The organism is Saccharibacter floricola DSM 15669, from assembly GCF_000378165.1.
In the GTDB taxonomy this organism is placed as follows: Bacteria; Pseudomonadota; Alphaproteobacteria; order Acetobacterales; family Acetobacteraceae; genus Saccharibacter; species Saccharibacter floricola.
In genome coordinates, this window is the sequence record NZ_KB899337.1 from 139,246 (window position 1) to 158,031 (window position 18,786).

Below are 18,786 nucleotides of genomic sequence, written 5' to 3' on the forward strand. Positions count from 1 at the left end.
GATGAAATTTTCACTGTCATGGCTGCGGGATTATCTAGATTTTTCAGCGTCGCTGGATGAGATTTGCGCCACTCTCAACCGAATTGGGTTGGAAGTTGAAGAGGTTGACGACCCGTCCAAACGTCTTTCTGGCTTTCGTGTCGCGACCATTATGGAGGCGCTGCCTCATCCTGATGCAGACCGGCTGCAGATTTGCCGTGTGAATGCAGGGGAGGGGTTTGAAGAGGTTCAGGTCGTGTGTGGTGCCCCTAATGCACGCACAGGTCTTAATGTTATTTTTGCTCCTCCGGGTACCTATATCCCCGGCAGTGATATAACCATTAAAGCGGGGAAGATCCGCGGTCAGGTCAGTGGTGGTATGCTGTGCTCTTTGCGTGAGCTGGGCATTGGGGAAGAAAGCGACGGTATTGGTGAGCTTCCGCAGGAGGCTCCTATTGGTCATGATTATGTGCAATTTGCACAGCTTGATGACCCTGTCATTGATATTGCTATTACGCCAAACCGTGGTGATGCGCTTAGTGTGCGCGGTATTGCGCGTGACCTCGCGGCTGCTGGTCTTGGAACATTTAAGCCGCTGGTCATCGATGAGATAACAGGCAATGGGCCGAGCACGATTAGCTGGCAGGGGGAGCAGACGGCGTGCCCTTACATTGTTGGGCGATTGATCCGTGGCGTAAAGAATGGCCCGAGCCCTGACTGGTTAAAGCGTCGTTTGGAAGCGGTGGGAATTCGACCACAATCAGCCCTAGTGGATGTAACGAATTATCTCATGGTGGCGCTGGGGCGTCCGTTACATGTTTTTGATGCCCATAAAATCTCAGGAGATACGCTTCAGCTGATGCAGGCTGGGCGAGAGACTTTCCGCGCGCTTGATGGGCAAGAGCATGTTCTTGGCACGGATGATCTGGTCATCGTGGATGGTCATGGTGTGCAGTCTCTTGCTGGGATTATTGGTGGTGAGCAGAGCGCTGTTGATGAGAACACGACCGATGTGTTCGTTGAATCAGCGTTGTTTGATGCCGTGCAGATTGCTCTGACGGGGCGTCGTCTTGGGATTCAGACCGATGCACGCTACCGGTTTGAACGGGGTGTTGACCCCGCTCTCGTACGCCCAGGCTTGGATGCAGCAACCGCGTTGATTATCAAGCTGTGCGGCGGTGAGGCGAGCGAGGTCACCCAGCTCGGTGATGAGCCAGCATGGCAGCGCACGGCAAGCTTGCGCTTTCAACGGTTGAAGAGCTTTGGTGGCGTTGATCTCTCAGCTCAAGAGGCCATTGAGCTGTTGGGTGCTTTGGGCTTCACGCTCACAGAACAGACAGACGAAAAGGCCGTTTTCGCGGTGCCGTCATGGCGCAATGATGTGGCCTCTGGTCAGGTCTTAGACCAAGCGTCGAGTTTACCTGCAGAGAAAGCAAAAGCAGCAGCGGCGACGGTTGTAGAGATTGAGGCTGAGGCTGATCTTATTGAGGAGGTGCTGCGCCTCCGTGGGCTTGATGCCGTACCAATGGCAGCCCTCCCGCGAGAAACGATGGTGCCAGCTCCTGCGTTGACGCCACGTCAAGCGCGTGGCGGTCTGCTGCGCCGTCTGTGTGCCAGCCGCGGCATGATGGAGACGGTTGGTTTCTCCTTTGTTTCCGATCATGATGCTGCTGTCTTTGACGAGGTCAGAGAAAGTGAACGTCTGCTTAATCCCATCGCAACAGACCTTAATCAGCTGCGTCCAACACCGTTGATTAACCTTTTGCGAGCGCTTGGCCGTAACCTTGCTCATGGATTTTGTGTTGTCGGGGATGGTGCCTTCTTTGAGCTTGGCCCGTGTTTTGGGCAAGCAGGGGCGCATATGGTGCTTGCGGGTATTCGTGGTGGTGTGACAGCTCGTGCACCGGGTCATCGCGCAGAAGAGCCAAGCTGGATAGATGCAAAGGCTGATCTCGTGGCCGCTCTTGGTGAGCTGAACGTGCCAGAAGCCTCGCTTAATACGACAGCAGATGCGCCTTCCTATTATCATCCGGGGCGTTCGGGGCAGTTACGCCAAGGGCCTAAGCAAATCTTGGGACGTTTTGGTGAGCTTCACCCGCGTGTTGCGCGTCATTTCGGTCTTTCCGGCACGGTCGCGTTGTTTGAACTGTTCCCAGACAAGGTGCCATTGCCTAAGAAGAAGCGTAAAGCTGCGCCTGCTCTTTCTGCATTGCAGCCTGTGCGTCGTGACTTCGCCTTTGTGGCGTCTGCTGATGTGGTCGTGCAGGATGTGCTTCGTGCTGTGCGGGGAGCTGACCGTAAGTTGATCGATGATGTACGCCTGTTTGATATCTTTGAAGGTGGCAGTCTGCCAGAAGGGCATCGTTCCTTAGGGGTTGAAGTGACCCTACAGCCTCACCAAGAAAGCCTGAAGGAAGAGCAGCTTGAGCGCTTAACGCAAGCGGTTGAAGCGGCTGTTCAGAAGGCAACGGGCGCAACATTGCGTCGCTAAAAGAAAGAGGAGGACGGGTTTATGGTGCATATGGTTCCTGTGAAGGGACAGGTGCCGTTGCACCATCATGGCCGCGTCATCTGGATTTTGGCAGGTGAGGCGAGCGGCGATGTGATTGGGGCCCGTTTGATGCAAGCGCTCCATCGTCATGATCCAAGTCTCGTTTTTGCGGGCCTTGGAGGCGGACGGATGGAAGCGCTTGGGCTGCGGAGCCTTTTTCCCATGCGTGAGCTTTCTATCATGGGCTTTGTGGAGATTATTCCACGGCTTAAAGCGCTATCTCAGCGTTTGCTGGAGGCCGAGCAGGATATTGAGCTGCGTCGGCCAGATCTCGTCATTACGATTGATAGTCCCGGCTTTTCGTTTCGACTCTTACGCCGTATTGCCCCGCTGGGGATGAGGCGGTTGCATTATGTTGCGCCGCAGGTGTGGGCATGGCGTGAAAAGCGCTTACGTCATTATAAAGGGCTATGGGATCGGTTGCTATGTCTTTTCCCTTTCGAGCCAGAATGGTTTGCGCAGCGTGGCTTTGAAGGACGGTTTGTTGGGCATCCGGTCTTGCAATCAGGGGTGACGCATGGCGTGGCCGAGCGCTTTTATATGCGTCATGATGTCGAGCGAGACAGCCGAATATTACTTCTTATGCCCGGGAGCCGTCGTTCTGAAATCCCCCGTCTCATGCCGATTTTTAAAAAGATGGTAACGCAGCTTCATAGATATTACCCGAAATTATCCGTCGTTGTTCCTGCCACGCCTCTGATGGCACCTTTGGTGCGTAAAATGTTGGCGTCTTGGGAATGTCAGCCCATTATTGTGACAGACCTTCATGATAAACATGATGCATTTGCCGCTGCTGATTGCGCGTTAACGAAATCAGGCACCTCAACGCTTGAGCTTGCGATGGCCTATGTACCGATGGCCGTGACATATCGGGTGAATCCAATATCCGCGTTTATCGCGCGACGTCTTCTCAAGGTGCCTTATGTGGCGATGGTGAATTTGCTTGCGGGGCGTGAGGTTGTGCCAGAGTTGCTTCAGGAGCGTTGTACGCCACAATGCCTTGCACAAACTGTCAAAGAGCTGATGGATAATCCCGAAAAGGCAAAAGCGCAACGCGAGGCTTATACGGTTGTTTTGGAGAAATTGGCACCAACAGGAGGCCGCACTCCGTCCGATGCCGCAGCTGAAGAGGTGATTGAGTTGCTCAATACACCTCTTTCGGCTTTAAGAGAGCGCGAATAAGCGGCTTTTAACGTAAGAACCCGACAAGACGCTCGGCTTCACTCACGATCGGTTCCGAGACGGAGCGTGCGCGCTCTGCACCTGTGCGTAGAACGTGCAGAAGGTGATCTTCGTTTTTGAGCAACTGACGTGTTTCATGAGCAACAGGAGCAAGCTTCTCAACGAGCATATCAGCTAATGCTGACTTGAAGCTCCCAAAACCTTGCCCGCCAAAAGACGCTAAGACATCACTAAGTGTGGTGTCGGTCATTGCTGCATAAATAGTGAGGAGATTTCTGGCTTCGGGCCGCCCTTCTAGACCAGCTTCTTCACTAGGAAGTGCATCGGGGTCTGTTTTAGCGCGACGAATTTTCTGGGCAATCTCATCAGCTGTATCAGTTAGAACAAGGCGGCTCTGAGCCGAAGGGTCTGATTTAGACATTTTCTTGCTTCCGTCACGCAGACTCATCACACGTGCTGCATGAGGGGGGATAAGAGGGTCGATATGAGGGAAGAAGTCGACACCCATATCATGGTTAAATTTTTGCGCGATGTCATTGGCCAATTCAAGATGCTGTCGCTGGTCATCTCCAACGGGAACACGCGTCGCATGAAAGGCCAGAATATCGGCTGCCATCAGGTTCGGGTAAACGTAAAGCCCGGCTGAATGGTTTTCACGGTGTTTGCCCGCTTTGTCTTTAAACTGCGTCATTCGGTTGAGCCAACCAAGACGTGACACACAATCAAAAATCCAGCCAAGACGCGCATGAGCGCTAACAGCGGACTGATTGTAGAGGCGAGTTGGATCAATCCCAGAAGCGAGAAGGCAGGCGGTGCTGCCTAAGGTTTGCTCACGCAGGGCCCGTGGTGTCCAGGGCATGGTAAGCGTATGCATATCGACCAGACAGAAAAAACAATCATGGTCTTTCTGAAGCGTGACCCAATTACGGATCGCGCCGAGATAATTACCGAGATGAGGAATTCCCGTTGGTTGAATGCCTGAAAAAACGCGTTGCATGCACTGGCCTCATGAGTGGAAAATAATAAGAAAAACCGCCTCATCTACGTACAGAGGAGGCGGTAGATACACGCGTTAACGTGTGAGAATAATAGAAGAGAAGAGGCGCATTATGGGCCTTCCCCTTCTTCAACGCCCAGAAGTTGGATCTTGAAAATGAGAGGGCTATTAGGCGGAATAACCCCAAGAGAACGGTTCCCGTAGCCAAGTTTAGGTGGCACGTAGAGTTCCCAAACATCACCCACATGCATGAGGGGAAGGCCTTGCATCCACCCTTCAATCACCCCATCCAGCGGCATCTCCATATAGGCAGCCCCTGTATGCATTTCCGAGGCGTCAAAGATGCTTCCATCAGGTAAACGACCTTCATAGATAATCATCATCGTATTGCCCGGATGGGGGGAGCCACCATCTTTAGGGCCAGATTTGATCACCTTATAGGCCAAGCCATTCGGTAATTTATGCACTTGAGGCGTGCGGTAAACCTGCGCCATGAATTGGGCTGGGGTTAGCTCTGGTTTGTCATCCCCGGAACATCCTGCTAGCCCGATAAGGCTAGCAAGTGTCATGGCAGGGAGAAGTGAGAGCGATAAACGTAAAGAACGGCGCATGATGTTTCTTCCCATGATGATCACGACATACTGTCCGCCGTCTTAGGTTGAACCGCCTCGGCGACCGATGTTCGCACCAAGGCGCAAACGCAGCGCATTGAGGCGGATAAAGCCTTGAGCATCGACCTGGTTATAGGCTCCCTCATCATCTTCAAAAGTGACGACGCGGGCATCATACAGGCTATTGGGGCTTTCGCGGCCAACGCAGACCACATTACCTTTATAAAGCTTCATGCGGACGCGGCCTGTTACGGAGTTCTGGCTGCTATCAATCAATGCTTGCAGCATGTGACGTTCTGGGGAGAACCACAGGCCGTTATAGATCAGCTCAGCATAACGCGGCATGATACTGTCTTTGAGATGGCCTGCTTCACGATCCAATGTAATTGTTTCCATGGAACGGTGGGCATGGAGGAGGATCGTGCCGCCTGGTGTTTCGTAAATCCCGCGAGACTTCATGCCAACAAAGCGGTTCTCGACAATATCAAGACGTCCAATCCCGTTGTCACGGCCAAGGGCATTGAGGCGGGTCAGTAATGTCGCAGGGGAAAGCTCTTCGCCATTGAGGGCTACAGGGTCGCCATGCTTGAAGTCGATGGTGATTTCAGTGGCTTTGTCTGGAGCGGCCTCTGGTGAAATAGTACGCTGGAAGACGATCTCATCTGGTGCAATAGCCGGATCCTCAAGGATTTTACCTTCAGAAGAGGAGTGCAGCAGGTTGGCATCGACAGAGAAGGGGGCTTCGCCGCGCTTGTCTTTGGTAACGGGGATCTGGTTCTTCTCAGCAAAGTCCAGCAGCTTAGTGCGGGAGGTTAAGTCCCATTCACGCCAAGGCGCAATCACCTTCACATCAGGTTTGAGCGCATAATAAGAAAGTTCAAAACGAACTTGGTCATTGCCTTTCCCCGTTGCACCATGTGCGACAGCGTCAGCCCCAACGGCTTCAGCAATTTCAATTTGACGTTTGGAAATAAGCGGGCGTGCAATAGAGGTGCCCAGCAAATATTGGCCTTCATAAAGCGTATTAGCGCGGAACATCGGGAAGACGTAGTCTTTTACGAATTCTTCGCGCAGATCTTCAACGAAAATCTCTTTAACCCCGAACTGCTCGGCTTTGCGGCGTGCGGGTTCTAGCTCTTCTCCTTGGCCGAGATCGGCAGTAAAGGTGACAACTTCGCAGCCATAATGCTGTTGAAGCCAACGGAGAATAACGGACGTATCGAGTCCACCTGAATAAGCCAGGACGACTTTTTTGACGTCTGAGGAGCTGCCCATAATAAATTCGGTCCTCTCAGGGAGTGTTATGATCGTTTTTGTAGGCAACCTTGTAACATCTGGAGGACCGAGCGACTAGAGCAAAGGGCTATAGGTCATTTTCTGCAAGCGCTTGCTCAAGCCGACGTTTGCGCTCGCTTTGTGTTTTAAGTTGACCACATGCAGCGAGAATATCTTTACCGCGTGGCATACGGATTGGCGCGGAATAGCCTGCATCCATGACAATTTGAGCAAAGCTTGCCAAGCGTTCACGCGTTGACGGGCGATAATCAGAGCCAGGCCATGGGTTGAACGGAATGAGATTCACTTTGGCGTGAATACCGTCCAAAAGACGCACAAGCTCACGCGCTTCTTCATCGCTATCATTAACGCCACGGATCATAATATATTCAAAAGTGATCCGCCGTGAGTTTGATGCGGCCGGGTAACGGCGGCATGCGGCCATTAGCTCTTCAATCGGATATTTACGATTGAGTGGCACGAGCTGATCTCGCAGCTCATTGCGGACAGCGTGGAGGGAGATTGCAAGATTGATCCCAAGCTCTTCCCCACAGCGATCCATCATAGGCACGACCCCAGAGGTCGAGAGAGTGATCCGCCGCCGTGAAAGGGCGATCCCTTCACCATCCATCACGATCTTCATGGCTTTTGCCACATTGTCGTAGTTATAGAATGGCTCTCCCATGCCCATGAGGACGATCGTGGACAGGAGACGTGTGGTGCCGTCTTTAGGGCTTGGCCATTCATTGTAGCTATCGCGGGCTGCCATAAATTGCCCTACGATTTCAGCTGCTCCAAGATTACGCACGAGCTTTTGCGTGCCTGTATGGCAAAAAGAGCAGGAGAGGGTGCAGCCAACTTGTGAGGAGATGCATACGGCGCCGCGTTCCTCACGACGGTCTGGGATATAAACTGTTTCAGCCTCTTGCCCATCGCGGAAGCGGAAGAGGAACTTGCGTGTCTCGTCTTTGGAGGTTTGTTCGGTCACAATACCGGGACGGCTCACCACAAAATGTTGAGCGAGCTTGGCCTGAAGTGGCTTGGCGATGCTGCTCATCGCTGAAAAGTCTGTTGCCCCTTGGTGGTAAATCCAATGCCAGACTTGTTTTGCGCGGAAAGGCTTTTCACCAATGGCGACGAGTTCTTGAATAAGCTCTTCGCGGGAGAGCCCGACAAGCTCTTTACGTCCATCGTCCGTTGTGGCGGGAGGGGGAGCAAAAAGAGCCGACTTAGCCTGAATGCGTTGGCGTTCTGCTTCATTCAGAGCAGCAGCTTCTGGGGAGTTTTTAGATGTTGATGGAGCCGGATGTGTCATAGGCGCGGCTCATAGCATGGTAGGGTGGGAAAAACTAGAAAATTGCTTCTTTCAGTGAAGGGCCTTGGTGGGAGGTATGAGCGTTGTGATGGTTCTTCATGATGATGACGTTGATGCGGTGTTAAGTGTATCGTTGCCATTAAATGAGGATAAAGCGTGAACACAGAGACGGTTTGGCCCTTAGGATATTTGGGGATGGTTTAAAAGAACGAGTCACTTTGACCGAATAAGAGTGTCAAAAACAAAAGAAAACGTTGCTTCGTTAGGCGCATAGAATATTTTAGGTTCCTGAATTAGGAAAATATAGAATAGAAGGATATTGTAGTGGAGGATTAGAATATATGGCAGTGTTTTGTATGCGTTTAAAAATATACTGATTTAAATGGTTGAGCAACGCAAAAGAATATGAAAGTTTTATTCTTATTTTCGTCATTTCAAGGGTTGCGGTTACTGTTAGGCGCTTACATGATACAAATCATAAAAGTTGGTGGATGAGGGTTCCCGGTTGCAATTTGGTTTTATTGTACCGTCGTGGTGATACTTCAGATAACCGTTTTGATTGTAAGCCAAAGTCTATTGGCACATCTTCTATAGAAAACAGTCAGTATTATGGAGATGGAACCGGTAATGCCAGTCGTACCACTGACACATGGCTCTTTGGAATTTTAGGAGACGTTGGGACGATTAAGGGAGAAGAGTATTATAACAGAGGAAGAGTTTCAGGAGCAGAAAAGAAAGATTCTGTAGCGTATAAAGTATAGTCAGGTTTTTTAAATTCATAGATATGGTCATCTTTATTTTTTTGAGATAATAAAGAAATATATTGTATGAAAGGATAAAATCGATGGAAACAAGTAACCCATTTTATTGTTTTGTGCTAGCGCTGCGTCATTACGCTCATTTTAAAGGCCGTACGAGGAGGCGCGAGTTTTGGTATTTCAATCTCTGCTACTATTTGATTTCCTTTTCTTTAACAGGTGCTTCTTTTATAGTGCATGAGTCTAAGAATATCCTGCTTATTGATGCCGTTCAAATTGTGAGTGTGATATATCATCTTGCGATGATCATCCCTAATTTGTCTGTGAATGCACGACGGTTGCACGATAGTAATCACTCGGGCTGGTGGATGCTTTTACCTGTTGTAAACTTAGTTTTTTATTGCCTGGATAGTGACCCACAAACAAACCGCTTTGGTCCCAACCCTAAGGCAGGTGAAGGACCTCAATGGGGGGATGGTTGTGCACAGTTTAATAATTCTTTTTCATCAGACAATTTAGAAAAAATTGAGAAATTAGGTAAATTACGTAATCAAGGTATTTTGACAGAAGAAGAATTTCAGAAAAAGAAAAAAGAATTGCTTTAAGAGGGAAAAGGTCTTTCACTGATAAAGAAGTATCGTCAGTGAAAGGTGAACAGTGATGTCTCTATTTCCACCCAAGCCTCCCTTCACTCATGAAACAGCCTCACAGAAGGTGAGGCTTGCCGAGGATGCGTGGAATAGTCGTGATCTTATCCGTGTTGCGCAGGCTTATACATCAGATTCACGTTGGCGTAATCGTGATCAGTTTGTGAACGGTCGTGAGGACATTGTGCAGTTTTTGACCCAGAAATGGCAGAAAGAGCAGCATTATCGGTTGATAAAGTCCCTTTGGGCTTGGCACGAAAACTGCATCGCTGTGCGTTTTGCCTATGAGTGGCAGGATCAGGCTGGGCAATGGTGGCGTTCTTACGGTAACGAGAACTGGCAGTTTGCGCCTAACGGGCAAATGAGCAGCCGTCATGCCAGCATCAATGACGTGCAAATTCTGGAAGAGGGACGTGTGTTACGCTGGTCTGGGGAAAGTCGCCCAAAAGATTTTCCAGATATGGAAGCGCTGGGTTTATAAAATCCAGCTTAGCCCCCTTAATTTTTACGAGCGACAATGAGGAACTCTACATTTCCCTCAGGCCCTGTGATAGGACTTTTGGTGAGACCAAGTACAGTCCAATCGGGCAGCGAGGTCAGCCATGAGCGAATTTCCTCACAAACGCGCTCATGAACAGCAGGATCACGCACAACTCCTTTGGGGCCGATATCCGCGCGGCCTGCTTCAAACTGTGGTTTGATAAGCGCTACCATCCAGGCTCCTGAAGCGGCAAGCGCCATAGCGGCGGGAAGAACGGTGCGGAGGCCAATAAAGCTTGCGTCACACACAATGATTGAAGGAGATTCTGGGATCTGCTCCGTTGTCAGATGGCGAGCATTGGTTTTCTCAAGCACGACGACGCGTTCATCGGAGCGTAACTTCCATGCAAGCTGGCCATGTCCAACATCAACGGCGTAGACTTTCCGGGCGCCATGATGAAGGAGAACATCGGTAAAGCCTCCTGTAGAGGCGCCAACGTCCACAGCGATAGCGTCTGCAACCTGTAAAGGAAACTCTTCTAACGCATGAGCGAGCTTTAAGCCGCCGCGTGAGACCCAAGGGTGATCCTGACCTTTGAGGGTTAGGAGCCTATCCTCAGGGATTTGATCCCCCGCTTTTTTAACCGGTTTGTCAGCGTGGGGGCCCGCATAGACGAGCCCCGCCATAATTAATGCCTGAGCACGTGTGCGGCTCTCAACAAGTCCGCGCTCAACGAGGAGCTGATCAGCACGCCTCTTAGCCATTACTGAGCAGCCTTTACCTTCAATGCATCTTGCGCCGTTTTGACAATATGAGGGGCTGTCAGTGCCGCTTCCTCATATTGCGCCTCAGGCGTGTTATGGTCGAGCCATGCATCTGGGAAAGCCATCGGGCGGAAAGCCAAGCGGTCTAGTAACGTAGAGCTGGTGAGATATTGCACGACCTGTGAGCTAAATCCACCGGGGGCGCCTTCCTCAATTGTAATGAAGACACGGTGTTGCTTTGCGAGTTTCTCAACAAGATCCGTATCCAAAGGCTTAGCAAAACGAGCATCGGCAACAGTGACAGGGATGCCCTGAGCGGTGAGCGTTTTAGCGGCTTCAAGAGCCTCATAGAGGCGTGGCCCGAGAGTAAGGATAGCAACGCCTTCACCGTCACTATCGTGAATAATACGGCCTTTACCGATTTCCAGCGCTGTTCCCTCATCAGGAAGTGCCAGCCCGCGGCCTGAACCACGCGGGTAGCGCATGGCGATAGGGCCGCTATCATGGGCCCAAGCGGTGGCTGTCATATGAAGCAGCTCCACCTCATCAGCCGGTGCCATGACCGTCATGTTGGGTAAGCAGCATAGATAGTTGAGGTCGAAAGACCCAGCATGGGTAGCGCCATCAGCCCCGACAAAACCGGCACGATCAACGGCAAAACGCACAGGCAGATTTTGCAGTGCTACATCATGCATAACCTGGTCAAAGGCTCGCTGAAGGAAGGTTGAGTAAATAGCGCAGAAAGGACGCATCCCCTCAGAGGCGAGACCGGCGGCAAAGGTCACCGCATGTTGCTCAGCAATGCCGACATCAAAGCAGCGCTTGGGGTGCTTTTGGGCGATTTCTGTCAGACCTGTGCCTGAAGGCATAGCGGCTGTGATAGAGACGACACTATCATCTTGATCGGCACGGTGGAGCAGCTCACGCGCAAATACTGTGGTGTAGCTTGGTGGGCCAGAAGGCCCTTTCTTCTGTTTGCCGGTTTCAACATCGAATTTGCTGACAGCGTGATATTTATCACCAGAATTTTCAGCCGGCTTATAGCCACGCCCTTTTTCCGTGATGACATGGAGCAGGACAGGCCCATTATTCTCGGCATCACGAAGATTACGGAGGATGGGTACGAGCTGGTTCATGTCATGCCCATCAACGGGGCCGACATAATAAAAGCCCATCTCCTCAAAGAGGGTGCCGCCTGTAATCATCCCGCGAGCATATTCTTCTGCTCTCTTAGCAGTACGCTCAATACGGGAAGGCAAGCGTTTAGCGAGCTTGCCCGCAAGATCACGCAGGGTCAGGAAGCGCCGCGATGACATCAAACGCGTCAGGTAGTTCGACATCGCCCCCACAGGTGGGGCAATCGACATCTCATTATCATTAAGAATGACAATAAGACGTTCGGCCCCAGCCCCGATTGCGCCGGCATTGTTCAAGGCTTCATACGCCATCCCTGCGGAGATAGAGCCATCACCGATGATCGAAACGACGTTACGTTCTTTATAGCTAGGGTCTTTTTCAGCACGGAGATGATGGGCAACAGACATGCCCAGCCCTGCGGAGATAGACGTAGATGAATGGGCAGCCCCAAAGGGGTCGTAAGGGCTTTCAGCACGCCGTGTGAAACCAGAGAGCCCACCAGGTTGCCGCAATGTGCGAATACGGTCGCGGCGCCCCGTTAAGATCTTATGTGGATAGGCTTGATGGCCAACATCCCAGATAATGCGATCATCAGGCGTGTTAAAAACGGCATGGAGCGCAACGGTAAGCTCAACAACCCCAAGAGAGGGGCCAAGATGTCCCCCTGTTGTCGAAACGGCATCAACAGTTTCGGAGCGGAGTTCATTGGCGAGGTTCGTGAGTTGCTCAGTCGAAAAATTTCGTAAATCTGAGGGAATCGTTACCTGGTCAAGTGTTGGGAATTGTCCGTATGTCGGAATAGAAGAGTGAGAAGTGCTCATGTGGCGATCAGCTCCTGCGTTCAACAAAATAATCCGCAAGGGAGCGGAGAGTTTCGGCTCGTGGGCCAAATGAGGAAAGGGCGTCGCGTGCTTGTGTGCTTAAACGGCGTGCTTCAGCTCGGGCACCATCAATGCCAAGAAGCGAGACATAATTTGATTTACTAGCGTCTTCGTCTTTACCGGCGGTCTTACCAAGTTCTTCTGTGCTGGCGGTGCTGTCGAGGACATCATCGGCCACTTGGAAAGCCGTGCCAAGGTCGTCACCATAAGCGCGAATAGCGAGACGGCGTGGATCATCTTCTGCTGCACCACCCAAAATAGCACCAGCCTCAGCAGCATAGCGAATAAGGGCGCCTGTCTTCAAAGCGTGAAGGCGTTGTACTTGCTCTAAGGGGAGGGCGCGTCCTTCCCCTCGGATATCAATCACTTGGCCGCCAACCATCCCTGCAGCGCCGGAAGCCTGGGCTAGAGCAAGAGCGAGGTGAGCGCGAATAGTAGGATCAGCCTGTGTGGCTGGTTCTAGCAGGACTTCAAAAGCCCGAGTCTGCAACGCATCCCCGGCGAGAATCGCAAAAGCTTCATTAAATTTCTTATGCGTGGATGGCTTCCCTCGACGGAGGTCATCGTCATCCATAGCAGGAAGATCATCATGCACGAGGGAATAAGCGTGCAAAAATTCTACCGAAGCAGCGACGCGCAAGGCGGCATCATGGTCGGCCCCAAACAAAGCGGCTGTTTCAAGCACAAGAAAGCCACGTAGCCGCTTGCCACCATTAAGGGCTGCGTACCGCATAGCCTCGATGAGGAGTGATTCATCGCCTGATACGGGGGGAAGCAGACGGTCAATGCTTTGTTCAATCTCACGACAAGCCTGAGCAAGGGCTTCCTTGAGGGGAAGAGGGCGGCTATCGGTCATCGAGATGGTTCCTCACGGCTATTGGGCGCGGCGGCAGATGATATATCATCTTGGTGAATAGAGCCATCGGCATGTTGCACAATGGCTTTGACCCTCATTTCAGCTTCTCCCAACCGTAATTCACAATGACGACGCAGCGCAGCACCGCGCTCATAGGCCGTGATGGCTTCTTCAAGTTTCATCTGCCCATTTTCTAGGGCGCGAACGATCTGCTCTAATTCCGAGAGGGCGTCTTCAAATGAGAGCTGCTCAAGGGCCGTGGAAGAAGAGGAGGTGCTGTGGTTGGGCATGAACTATCCAGCTGAGATTCAGGTCATGAAACTAATACGGCTTTACAGGGGAAATGAGTTTTTTTCTACCCATGATAGGCAAACAATGGGTGTGTAAAGCGCTTTAGTGCTCAATCAATGTGTATCGCTCTCATCGTGATTACGCGTGATGTTGGATTGTGAAGGCTACTCCCTCAGTCAATCTCTTAGTCTCTACTAAAACATGGCCCATTTTATGGCACCAAGCAGGAATGTCATGTAAGCTCACCGGATCATCTGAGAGAACATGGATGACATCTCCTGCGTTCATGGCGCGCATGCGTTGATGTGTTTTGAGTAGAGGTATTGGGCAAGAAAGGCCTCGCACATCAAGTTCGGCAGGAGCTTTTGGGCTTTTCATTAAAGATATCTCAAAAGACTGGGCGTGGTGGGAGCGTTATCGTTACAAACGGCTTTGTAAGAACATGTAGCAAATAAACGCGATGTCCAAGCCGATAATAATGGGCGTGATACGGTTAAAGCGACGCAATACAAGAGCAACACCTGTGTAAAGAAGCATACCGCAGGTGAGACTGAGCATGAAATTGCCTGTAATGACAGCAATAAGCAGCATGAAGAGCGGTGTAATCGATTCTTCTAGTGTTGCCGGTAAGCGGGTGAGGGCTCCCAGCATACCAAGCCCAACGAGAACAAGAACTGGTGCGGTTGCAAGTGCAGGAATGCAGGTGAGAAGAGGCCAAAAAACGCACGAAAGCGCGAATAACAGCGCGACAATAAGAGCGCTGAGCCCTGTGCGTCCGCCTGCTTCTGCCCCTGCAAGACTTTCAAGGTAAGCGGAGACGGTGCATGTGCCTAAAACAGCGCCGACAACACTGGCAGCTCCATCGGAGGCAAAGGCGCGGTGGTCAAGGTCTGGATGTTCGGCTGTTCCACTAAGGCCGGCGCGATGTGTGACACTCATCATAGTGCCTGTCGCATCAAAGAAGTCGCTCAGCAACACATAAAGCGTGATGGGGAGCAGAAGGCCGAGATGGTTAAAGAAATCGTGGAAGTCGAAGGGGAAGAGAAGGGCCGTTGGATAATGAGGCCAGTCGATAATATGGGCTGGGATGGTGGTGATGGGATGGTGCGAAGCGTCTGGTACAAAAATACCAGCAAGAGTAAGGATGACAATGGTCAGTAGGAGTGCCGCTGGCACGCGCAGGACGCTGAGGAGAGCACAGAGGAAAATGCCAGCTAAGGCAAGAACGACGCTGGGATGAGACAGCGGGGCGAAGCTTAACCCCATAGGTGAGGGGATGGCGATTCCTGCTGATAGAAGGCCAATGCGGGCAATAAACGCTCCGATAGCGATCTGAATCCCAAGGATAATAGCAGGGGGGAAGCCTCTAATAATTTTTTGTCGAACCCGTGTCAGCGACAGAACCGTAAAGCAGAGCCCGCTGAAGAAAACGACTGTAAAGGCCGTTGTGGGGCGTACATGGGCTTGCTGGACGATCACTTGGGCGAAGAGCACATTACTGCTCATAGCGGGGGCAAGGGCGATGGGAAGGCGTGCCCAGAGCGCCATAATAAGCGTGCCAGCTACCGCCCCTGCGATAGTGGTCATGACCATATCGTGGCGAGCGAGCCCTGTAGAGGCTAGGATGGCGGGGTTGACCGCTACGATATAGGCCATGGCTCCAAAGATGGTAAGGCCAGCAATGATTTCACGTCCTATGGTCGAGCCACGACGAGAAATATGAAAATAGCGGTCAAGGAGGGCGGGCAACACTCAGCTACTCCAGCGTTCAAAAGGGGGAGATTAGGCGGGGTCTTTTTGCAAAAGACGCCGTAAAAGTGGCGAGAGGAGCTGTGAGGCCTCCTCGTAGGGGAGGTGAGCACAGATGGCGGCAAGAGCCGATGGTGCGTTCCATGTCATGGAGTTTAACGCCTTCTGCACTGCGTGAGCAGACAAGCCATGCTGTGTTAAATGTTGAAGGGCGCGAAATGGAGCATTCTCTGGCGTATTATGTGGAACGGGGAGGAGTGGAAAGAGGTTTTGGCCGTGGAGCGTTATCGTCTCAGGCTCATGGATTAGCGCAAGTTCTGCTCCGTCTGAATGGCGCGTTACTGTAAGGGGGATAATGTCGGAGAGGTGGCTAAAGCGTTGTGCCTCTGCATTGAGCGGAAGATAAGAAAGAGGAAGTGGGTTTTCAGTATAGAGCCAAGCATTATGCGTCTTTTTGTCTGCCGCAGCTGCATCGGTAGAGGCAAGGCATAGGTGTGTTTCATGGTCGGCATTATACGCGGTGCGGCTCTGCCAACGGACGCGCTGTGTGTGATGCTCAATGACTAAAAAGCGCTCCAGAGAACCAATATAATGCTGTTCAAGTGTGAGAGGAGCGGTTTTATCCTCTAACGGTGCCGTGTCGTTTTGTTGGCGGAGTTGTCGCGTTTGATGCAGTAAAACAGTTTGGAAAATAGTCGCTGCGTGTTCTTGGCTTGCGTGTAAAAAACGCCGCCCGTCCTGATAGAGAACATCATTACGGTCATAATAAGCACGTGCTGCTGAGTGCGGGCTGGAGGCAGCGGCGTCGTGAATAATGCGGCCAAATGTCCAATCTGGTGCTGAAGAACACCGAACAAATGGATCAGGCAATTGTTCCGTGAGATCGTGAGCACGGACAAAAGACCGCGTAATGCGATGATCTGGGAAGTCATGCGGGGCATGGCGCGTGTAAAGCGCACGCGGAGAGGGTTGGTCTAATGTTTCGAAAGAGGGGAGGCCGTTCATTCCGCACAGGCACCAGTTAAGTGGGATGGCCGTTGTGGCGTTAAAACGTTCCGTGCCGAGATGCTGTTGAACCGCATCGAAGAAGGCTGAGACAGAGTCTGCCTCGGGCATCATATATTCATCAGGACTGAGCGGAAGGATCCACTCCAGATCAGCGCGCTCTTGATGAGCGAGGGAGATCATTGCAGCCTGACGGCGCGTGTATTCGTCTGTTACGGTTGTATCAGTACGGGAATAACGGATGTCGTAATGCTGCGCTGCTTGCGTGATGATGTCCCAGCTTCCATCCGTGGAGTGGTCATCACAGATCAATAATGTTGAGAACCCGACCGCCACATGATGGGCAATCCACCAGCCAAGAGATGAGGCTGCATTTTGGACGCACAAAAGAGCGGCGGTACGGGGCATAGAGTTAGTCCATCTTCAGGGCAGCGAGGAAGGCACTTTGTGGAATTTCGACTTTGCCGAATTGGCGCATCCGCTTTTTCCCTTCCTTCTGCTTATCAAGAAGTTTGCGCTTACGGGAAATGTCACCACCATAGCATTTTGCCGTCACGTCTTTAGACATAGCCCCCAATGTTTCGCGCGCGATGACTTTGGACCCAATGGACGCTTGAATAGCGATTTTAAAGAGCTGACGTGGGATCAGTTCCTTAAGCTTTGCACAAATGGCGCGCCCGCGTGTTTCAGCAGCGGAGCGATGGGCGACGAAAGAAAGTGCGTCAACAGGCTCATGATTGACGAGGATAGAGATCCGCACAAGATTGCTCTCTTCGTAGCCGTCCATTTGGTAGTCAAACGACGCATAACCGCGTGATAGGGATTTGAGACGGTCATAGAAATCGAACACCACTTCATTGAGTGGTAGGCGATAGACGGCCATTGCGCGATTGCCCACATAGGTGAGGTCGAGCTGAACACCACGGCGTTCTGTGCAGAGTGTGAGCACAGGGCCGAGATAATCATCTTGAACCATGATGGAGGCTTTGATCCAAGGTTCTTCAATATGCGCAACTTGGGAGAGGTCAGGCATATCGGCAGGGTTATGCAGCTCTTCGACCGTGCCATCAGAATGATGGAGTATATACACCACAGAAGGTGCTGTTGCGATAAGGTCGAGATTAAACTCGCGCGAGAGGCGTTCTTGGATGATCTCAAGATGCAGCAGCCCAAGGAAGCCACAACGGAACCCAAAGCCAAGAGCGGCTGAGGTTTCGGCTTCAAAATGGAAAGACGCATCATTGAGGCGCAGCTTGGCCAGACTGTTGCGCAGCTTTTCGAAATCGTCAGCGTTAATAGGAAAGAGGCCGCACCACACAACAGGCACAGAAGGTTTAAAGCCGGGAAGGGCTTTCTCTGCTGGGCGATTGTCGAGAGTAATTGTGTCACCGACATTACAATCGGCCACCGCTTTAATGGCGGCGTTAATATAGCCGATCTCGCCAGGGCCCAATGAGTCAACGGGGGTCATTTTGGGATGGAAAACACCAACCTGATCGACATGGTATGTCGCACCCATCTGCATCATACGGATGCGGTCACCCTTTTTGACGCGTCCTTCTTTAATGCGGACTAGCGTAATCACGCCAAGATAGGTGTCATACCAGCTGTCCACGAGAAGGGCTTGCAGGGGAGCTTCTGCGTCCCCTTTCGGTGGCGGAAGACGGTGGACGAGTGCTTCCAGCACGCCTTCAATATTCAGGCCGGTTTTAGCGCTAATATCAACCGTTTCATCAGCAGGGATACCAACGACTTCTTCAATTTGGTTGCGTACGCGCTCTGGCTCGGCTGCAGGAAGGTCGATCTTGTTTAGGACAGGCACAATTTCATGATCAGCTTCAATGGCTTGATACACATTGGCCAGAGTTTGAGCCTCGACCCCTTGGGAGGCATCGACAACCAGAAGGGAGCCTTCGCAGGCGGCTAGAGAGCGGCTGACTTCATAAGCAAAGTCCACATGGCCGGGCGTGTCCATGAGGTTTAAGGTGTATATGTTCCCATCCTTAGCAGGATAGGTAAGACGCACCGTTTGGGCCTTAATGGTAATGCCGCGTTCTTGCTCAAGCTCCATAGAGTCGAGCACCTGACCTTTCATCTCGCGAGCGGTCAGAGCGCCACAGGCTTCAATAAGCCGGTCAGCGAGAGTGGATTTGCCATGGTCAATATGGGCAATAATCGAAAAATTGCGGATCAGGTGAAGCGGTGTGTCGGTCATGGCGGCTATATAAGCGATTCTAAAAGCTCTGTCAGCATGGCGTTTGCGCGATAAGCCCGAGCGCCATGCTGATGGCAATGGAAGAGTCCGTT

17 protein-coding genes are annotated in these 18,786 nt (G+C 51.7%); 5 read left to right on the forward strand and 12 right to left on the reverse strand.

Going from position 1 to position 18,786, the window contains the following annotated elements; translation table 11 throughout:
- Position 1 precedes the first annotated feature (1 nt).
- The gene (pheT, locus tag F457_RS0106235; RefSeq protein WP_018980281.1) at positions 2-2,470 is read left to right on the forward strand and encodes a phenylalanine--tRNA ligase subunit beta; all 2,469 of its coding nucleotides are present in this window, start codon (positions 2-4) and stop codon (positions 2,468-2,470) included.
- Positions 2,471-2,491: 21 nt separating this feature from the next.
- Positions 2,492-3,712, forward strand: a complete 1,221-nt coding sequence (gene lpxB / locus F457_RS0106240) for a lipid-A-disaccharide synthase (RefSeq protein ID WP_018980282.1) — start codon at positions 2,492-2,494, stop codon at positions 3,710-3,712.
- A gap of 7 nt (positions 3,713-3,719) precedes the next feature.
- Here lpxB and trpS read toward each other — a convergent pair whose 3' ends face one another.
- The 4 genes from trpS to rlmN form a co-directional block, all read right to left on the reverse strand.
- Positions 3,720-4,709, reverse strand: a complete 990-nt coding sequence (trpS, locus tag F457_RS0106245; RefSeq protein ID WP_018980283.1) for a tryptophan--tRNA ligase — start codon at positions 4,707-4,709, stop codon at positions 3,720-3,722.
- Positions 4,710-4,819: 110 nt separating this feature from the next.
- Positions 4,820-5,320, reverse strand: a complete 501-nt coding sequence (locus F457_RS0106250) for an FKBP-type peptidyl-prolyl cis-trans isomerase (RefSeq protein ID WP_018980284.1) — start codon at positions 5,318-5,320, stop codon at positions 4,820-4,822.
- 42 nt (positions 5,321-5,362) lie between these two features.
- Positions 5,363-6,595, reverse strand: a complete 1,233-nt coding sequence (locus tag F457_RS0106255) for an argininosuccinate synthase (RefSeq protein WP_018980285.1) — start codon at positions 6,593-6,595, stop codon at positions 5,363-5,365.
- A gap of 88 nt (positions 6,596-6,683) precedes the next feature.
- Complete coding sequence (gene rlmN / locus F457_RS0106260; protein ID WP_018980286.1) at positions 6,684-7,910, reverse strand: 23S rRNA (adenine(2503)-C(2))-methyltransferase RlmN; 1,227 nt, start codon at positions 7,908-7,910, stop codon at positions 6,684-6,686.
- 386 nt (positions 7,911-8,296) lie between these two features.
- Here rlmN and F457_RS14435 point away from each other — a divergent pair, with 386 nt between their 5' ends.
- From F457_RS14435 to F457_RS0106275, 3 genes are all read left to right on the forward strand, one after another.
- Entirely contained in the window at positions 8,297-8,671 is a 375-nt protein-coding gene (locus F457_RS14435; protein WP_083912721.1) for a DUF805 domain-containing protein, read from the forward strand.
- An 83-nt stretch (positions 8,672-8,754) separates the two neighbouring features.
- Positions 8,755-9,273: a DUF805 domain-containing protein gene (locus F457_RS12335; RefSeq protein WP_018980287.1), complete on the forward strand. Its 519-nt coding sequence runs from the start codon at positions 8,755-8,757 to the stop codon at positions 9,271-9,273.
- Positions 9,274-9,328: 55 nt separating this feature from the next.
- Positions 9,329-9,796, forward strand: coding sequence for a nuclear transport factor 2 family protein (locus tag F457_RS0106275; protein WP_018980288.1), 468 nt, complete (start codon positions 9,329-9,331; stop codon positions 9,794-9,796).
- Between the two features lie 17 nt (positions 9,797-9,813).
- Here F457_RS0106275 and F457_RS0106280 read toward each other — a convergent pair whose 3' ends face one another.
- The 8 genes from F457_RS0106280 to lepA all read right to left on the reverse strand — a co-directional run bounded on the left by F457_RS0106280 (position 9,814) and on the right by lepA (position 18,694).
- The gene (locus F457_RS0106280; RefSeq protein ID WP_018980289.1) at positions 9,814-10,560 is read right to left on the reverse strand and encodes a TlyA family RNA methyltransferase; all 747 of its coding nucleotides are present in this window, start codon (positions 10,558-10,560) and stop codon (positions 9,814-9,816) included.
- The gene (gene dxs / locus F457_RS0106285) at positions 10,560-12,518 is read right to left on the reverse strand and encodes a 1-deoxy-D-xylulose-5-phosphate synthase (RefSeq protein WP_018980290.1); all 1,959 of its coding nucleotides are present in this window, start codon (positions 12,516-12,518) and stop codon (positions 10,560-10,562) included. The genes F457_RS0106280 and dxs overlap by 1 nt, the downstream gene beginning before the upstream one ends.
- 7 nt (positions 12,519-12,525) lie before the next feature.
- A complete protein-coding gene (locus F457_RS0106290; protein WP_018980291.1) occupies positions 12,526-13,434 on the reverse strand; it encodes a polyprenyl synthetase family protein in 909 nt (302 codons plus the stop codon).
- Positions 13,431-13,724: an exodeoxyribonuclease VII small subunit gene (locus F457_RS12340; protein ID WP_018980292.1), complete on the reverse strand. Its 294-nt coding sequence runs from the start codon at positions 13,722-13,724 to the stop codon at positions 13,431-13,433. The genes F457_RS0106290 and F457_RS12340 overlap by 4 nt, the downstream gene beginning before the upstream one ends.
- A 139-nt stretch (positions 13,725-13,863) precedes the next feature.
- Positions 13,864-14,103, reverse strand: coding sequence for a sulfurtransferase TusA family protein (locus tag F457_RS14380; protein ID WP_083912722.1), 240 nt, complete (start codon positions 14,101-14,103; stop codon positions 13,864-13,866).
- Positions 14,104-14,145: 42 nt separating this feature from the next.
- Positions 14,146-15,474: an NCS2 family permease gene (locus F457_RS0106300; RefSeq protein ID WP_026294250.1), complete on the reverse strand. Its 1,329-nt coding sequence runs from the start codon at positions 15,472-15,474 to the stop codon at positions 14,146-14,148.
- A 33-nt stretch (positions 15,475-15,507) separates the two neighbouring features.
- A complete protein-coding gene (locus F457_RS0106305; protein WP_018980294.1) occupies positions 15,508-16,887 on the reverse strand; it encodes a glycosyltransferase family 2 protein in 1,380 nt (459 codons plus the stop codon).
- Between the two features lie 4 nt (positions 16,888-16,891).
- The gene (gene lepA / locus F457_RS0106310) at positions 16,892-18,694 is read right to left on the reverse strand and encodes a translation elongation factor 4 (protein ID WP_018980295.1); all 1,803 of its coding nucleotides are present in this window, start codon (positions 18,692-18,694) and stop codon (positions 16,892-16,894) included.
- Positions 18,695-18,786 lie beyond the last annotated feature (92 nt).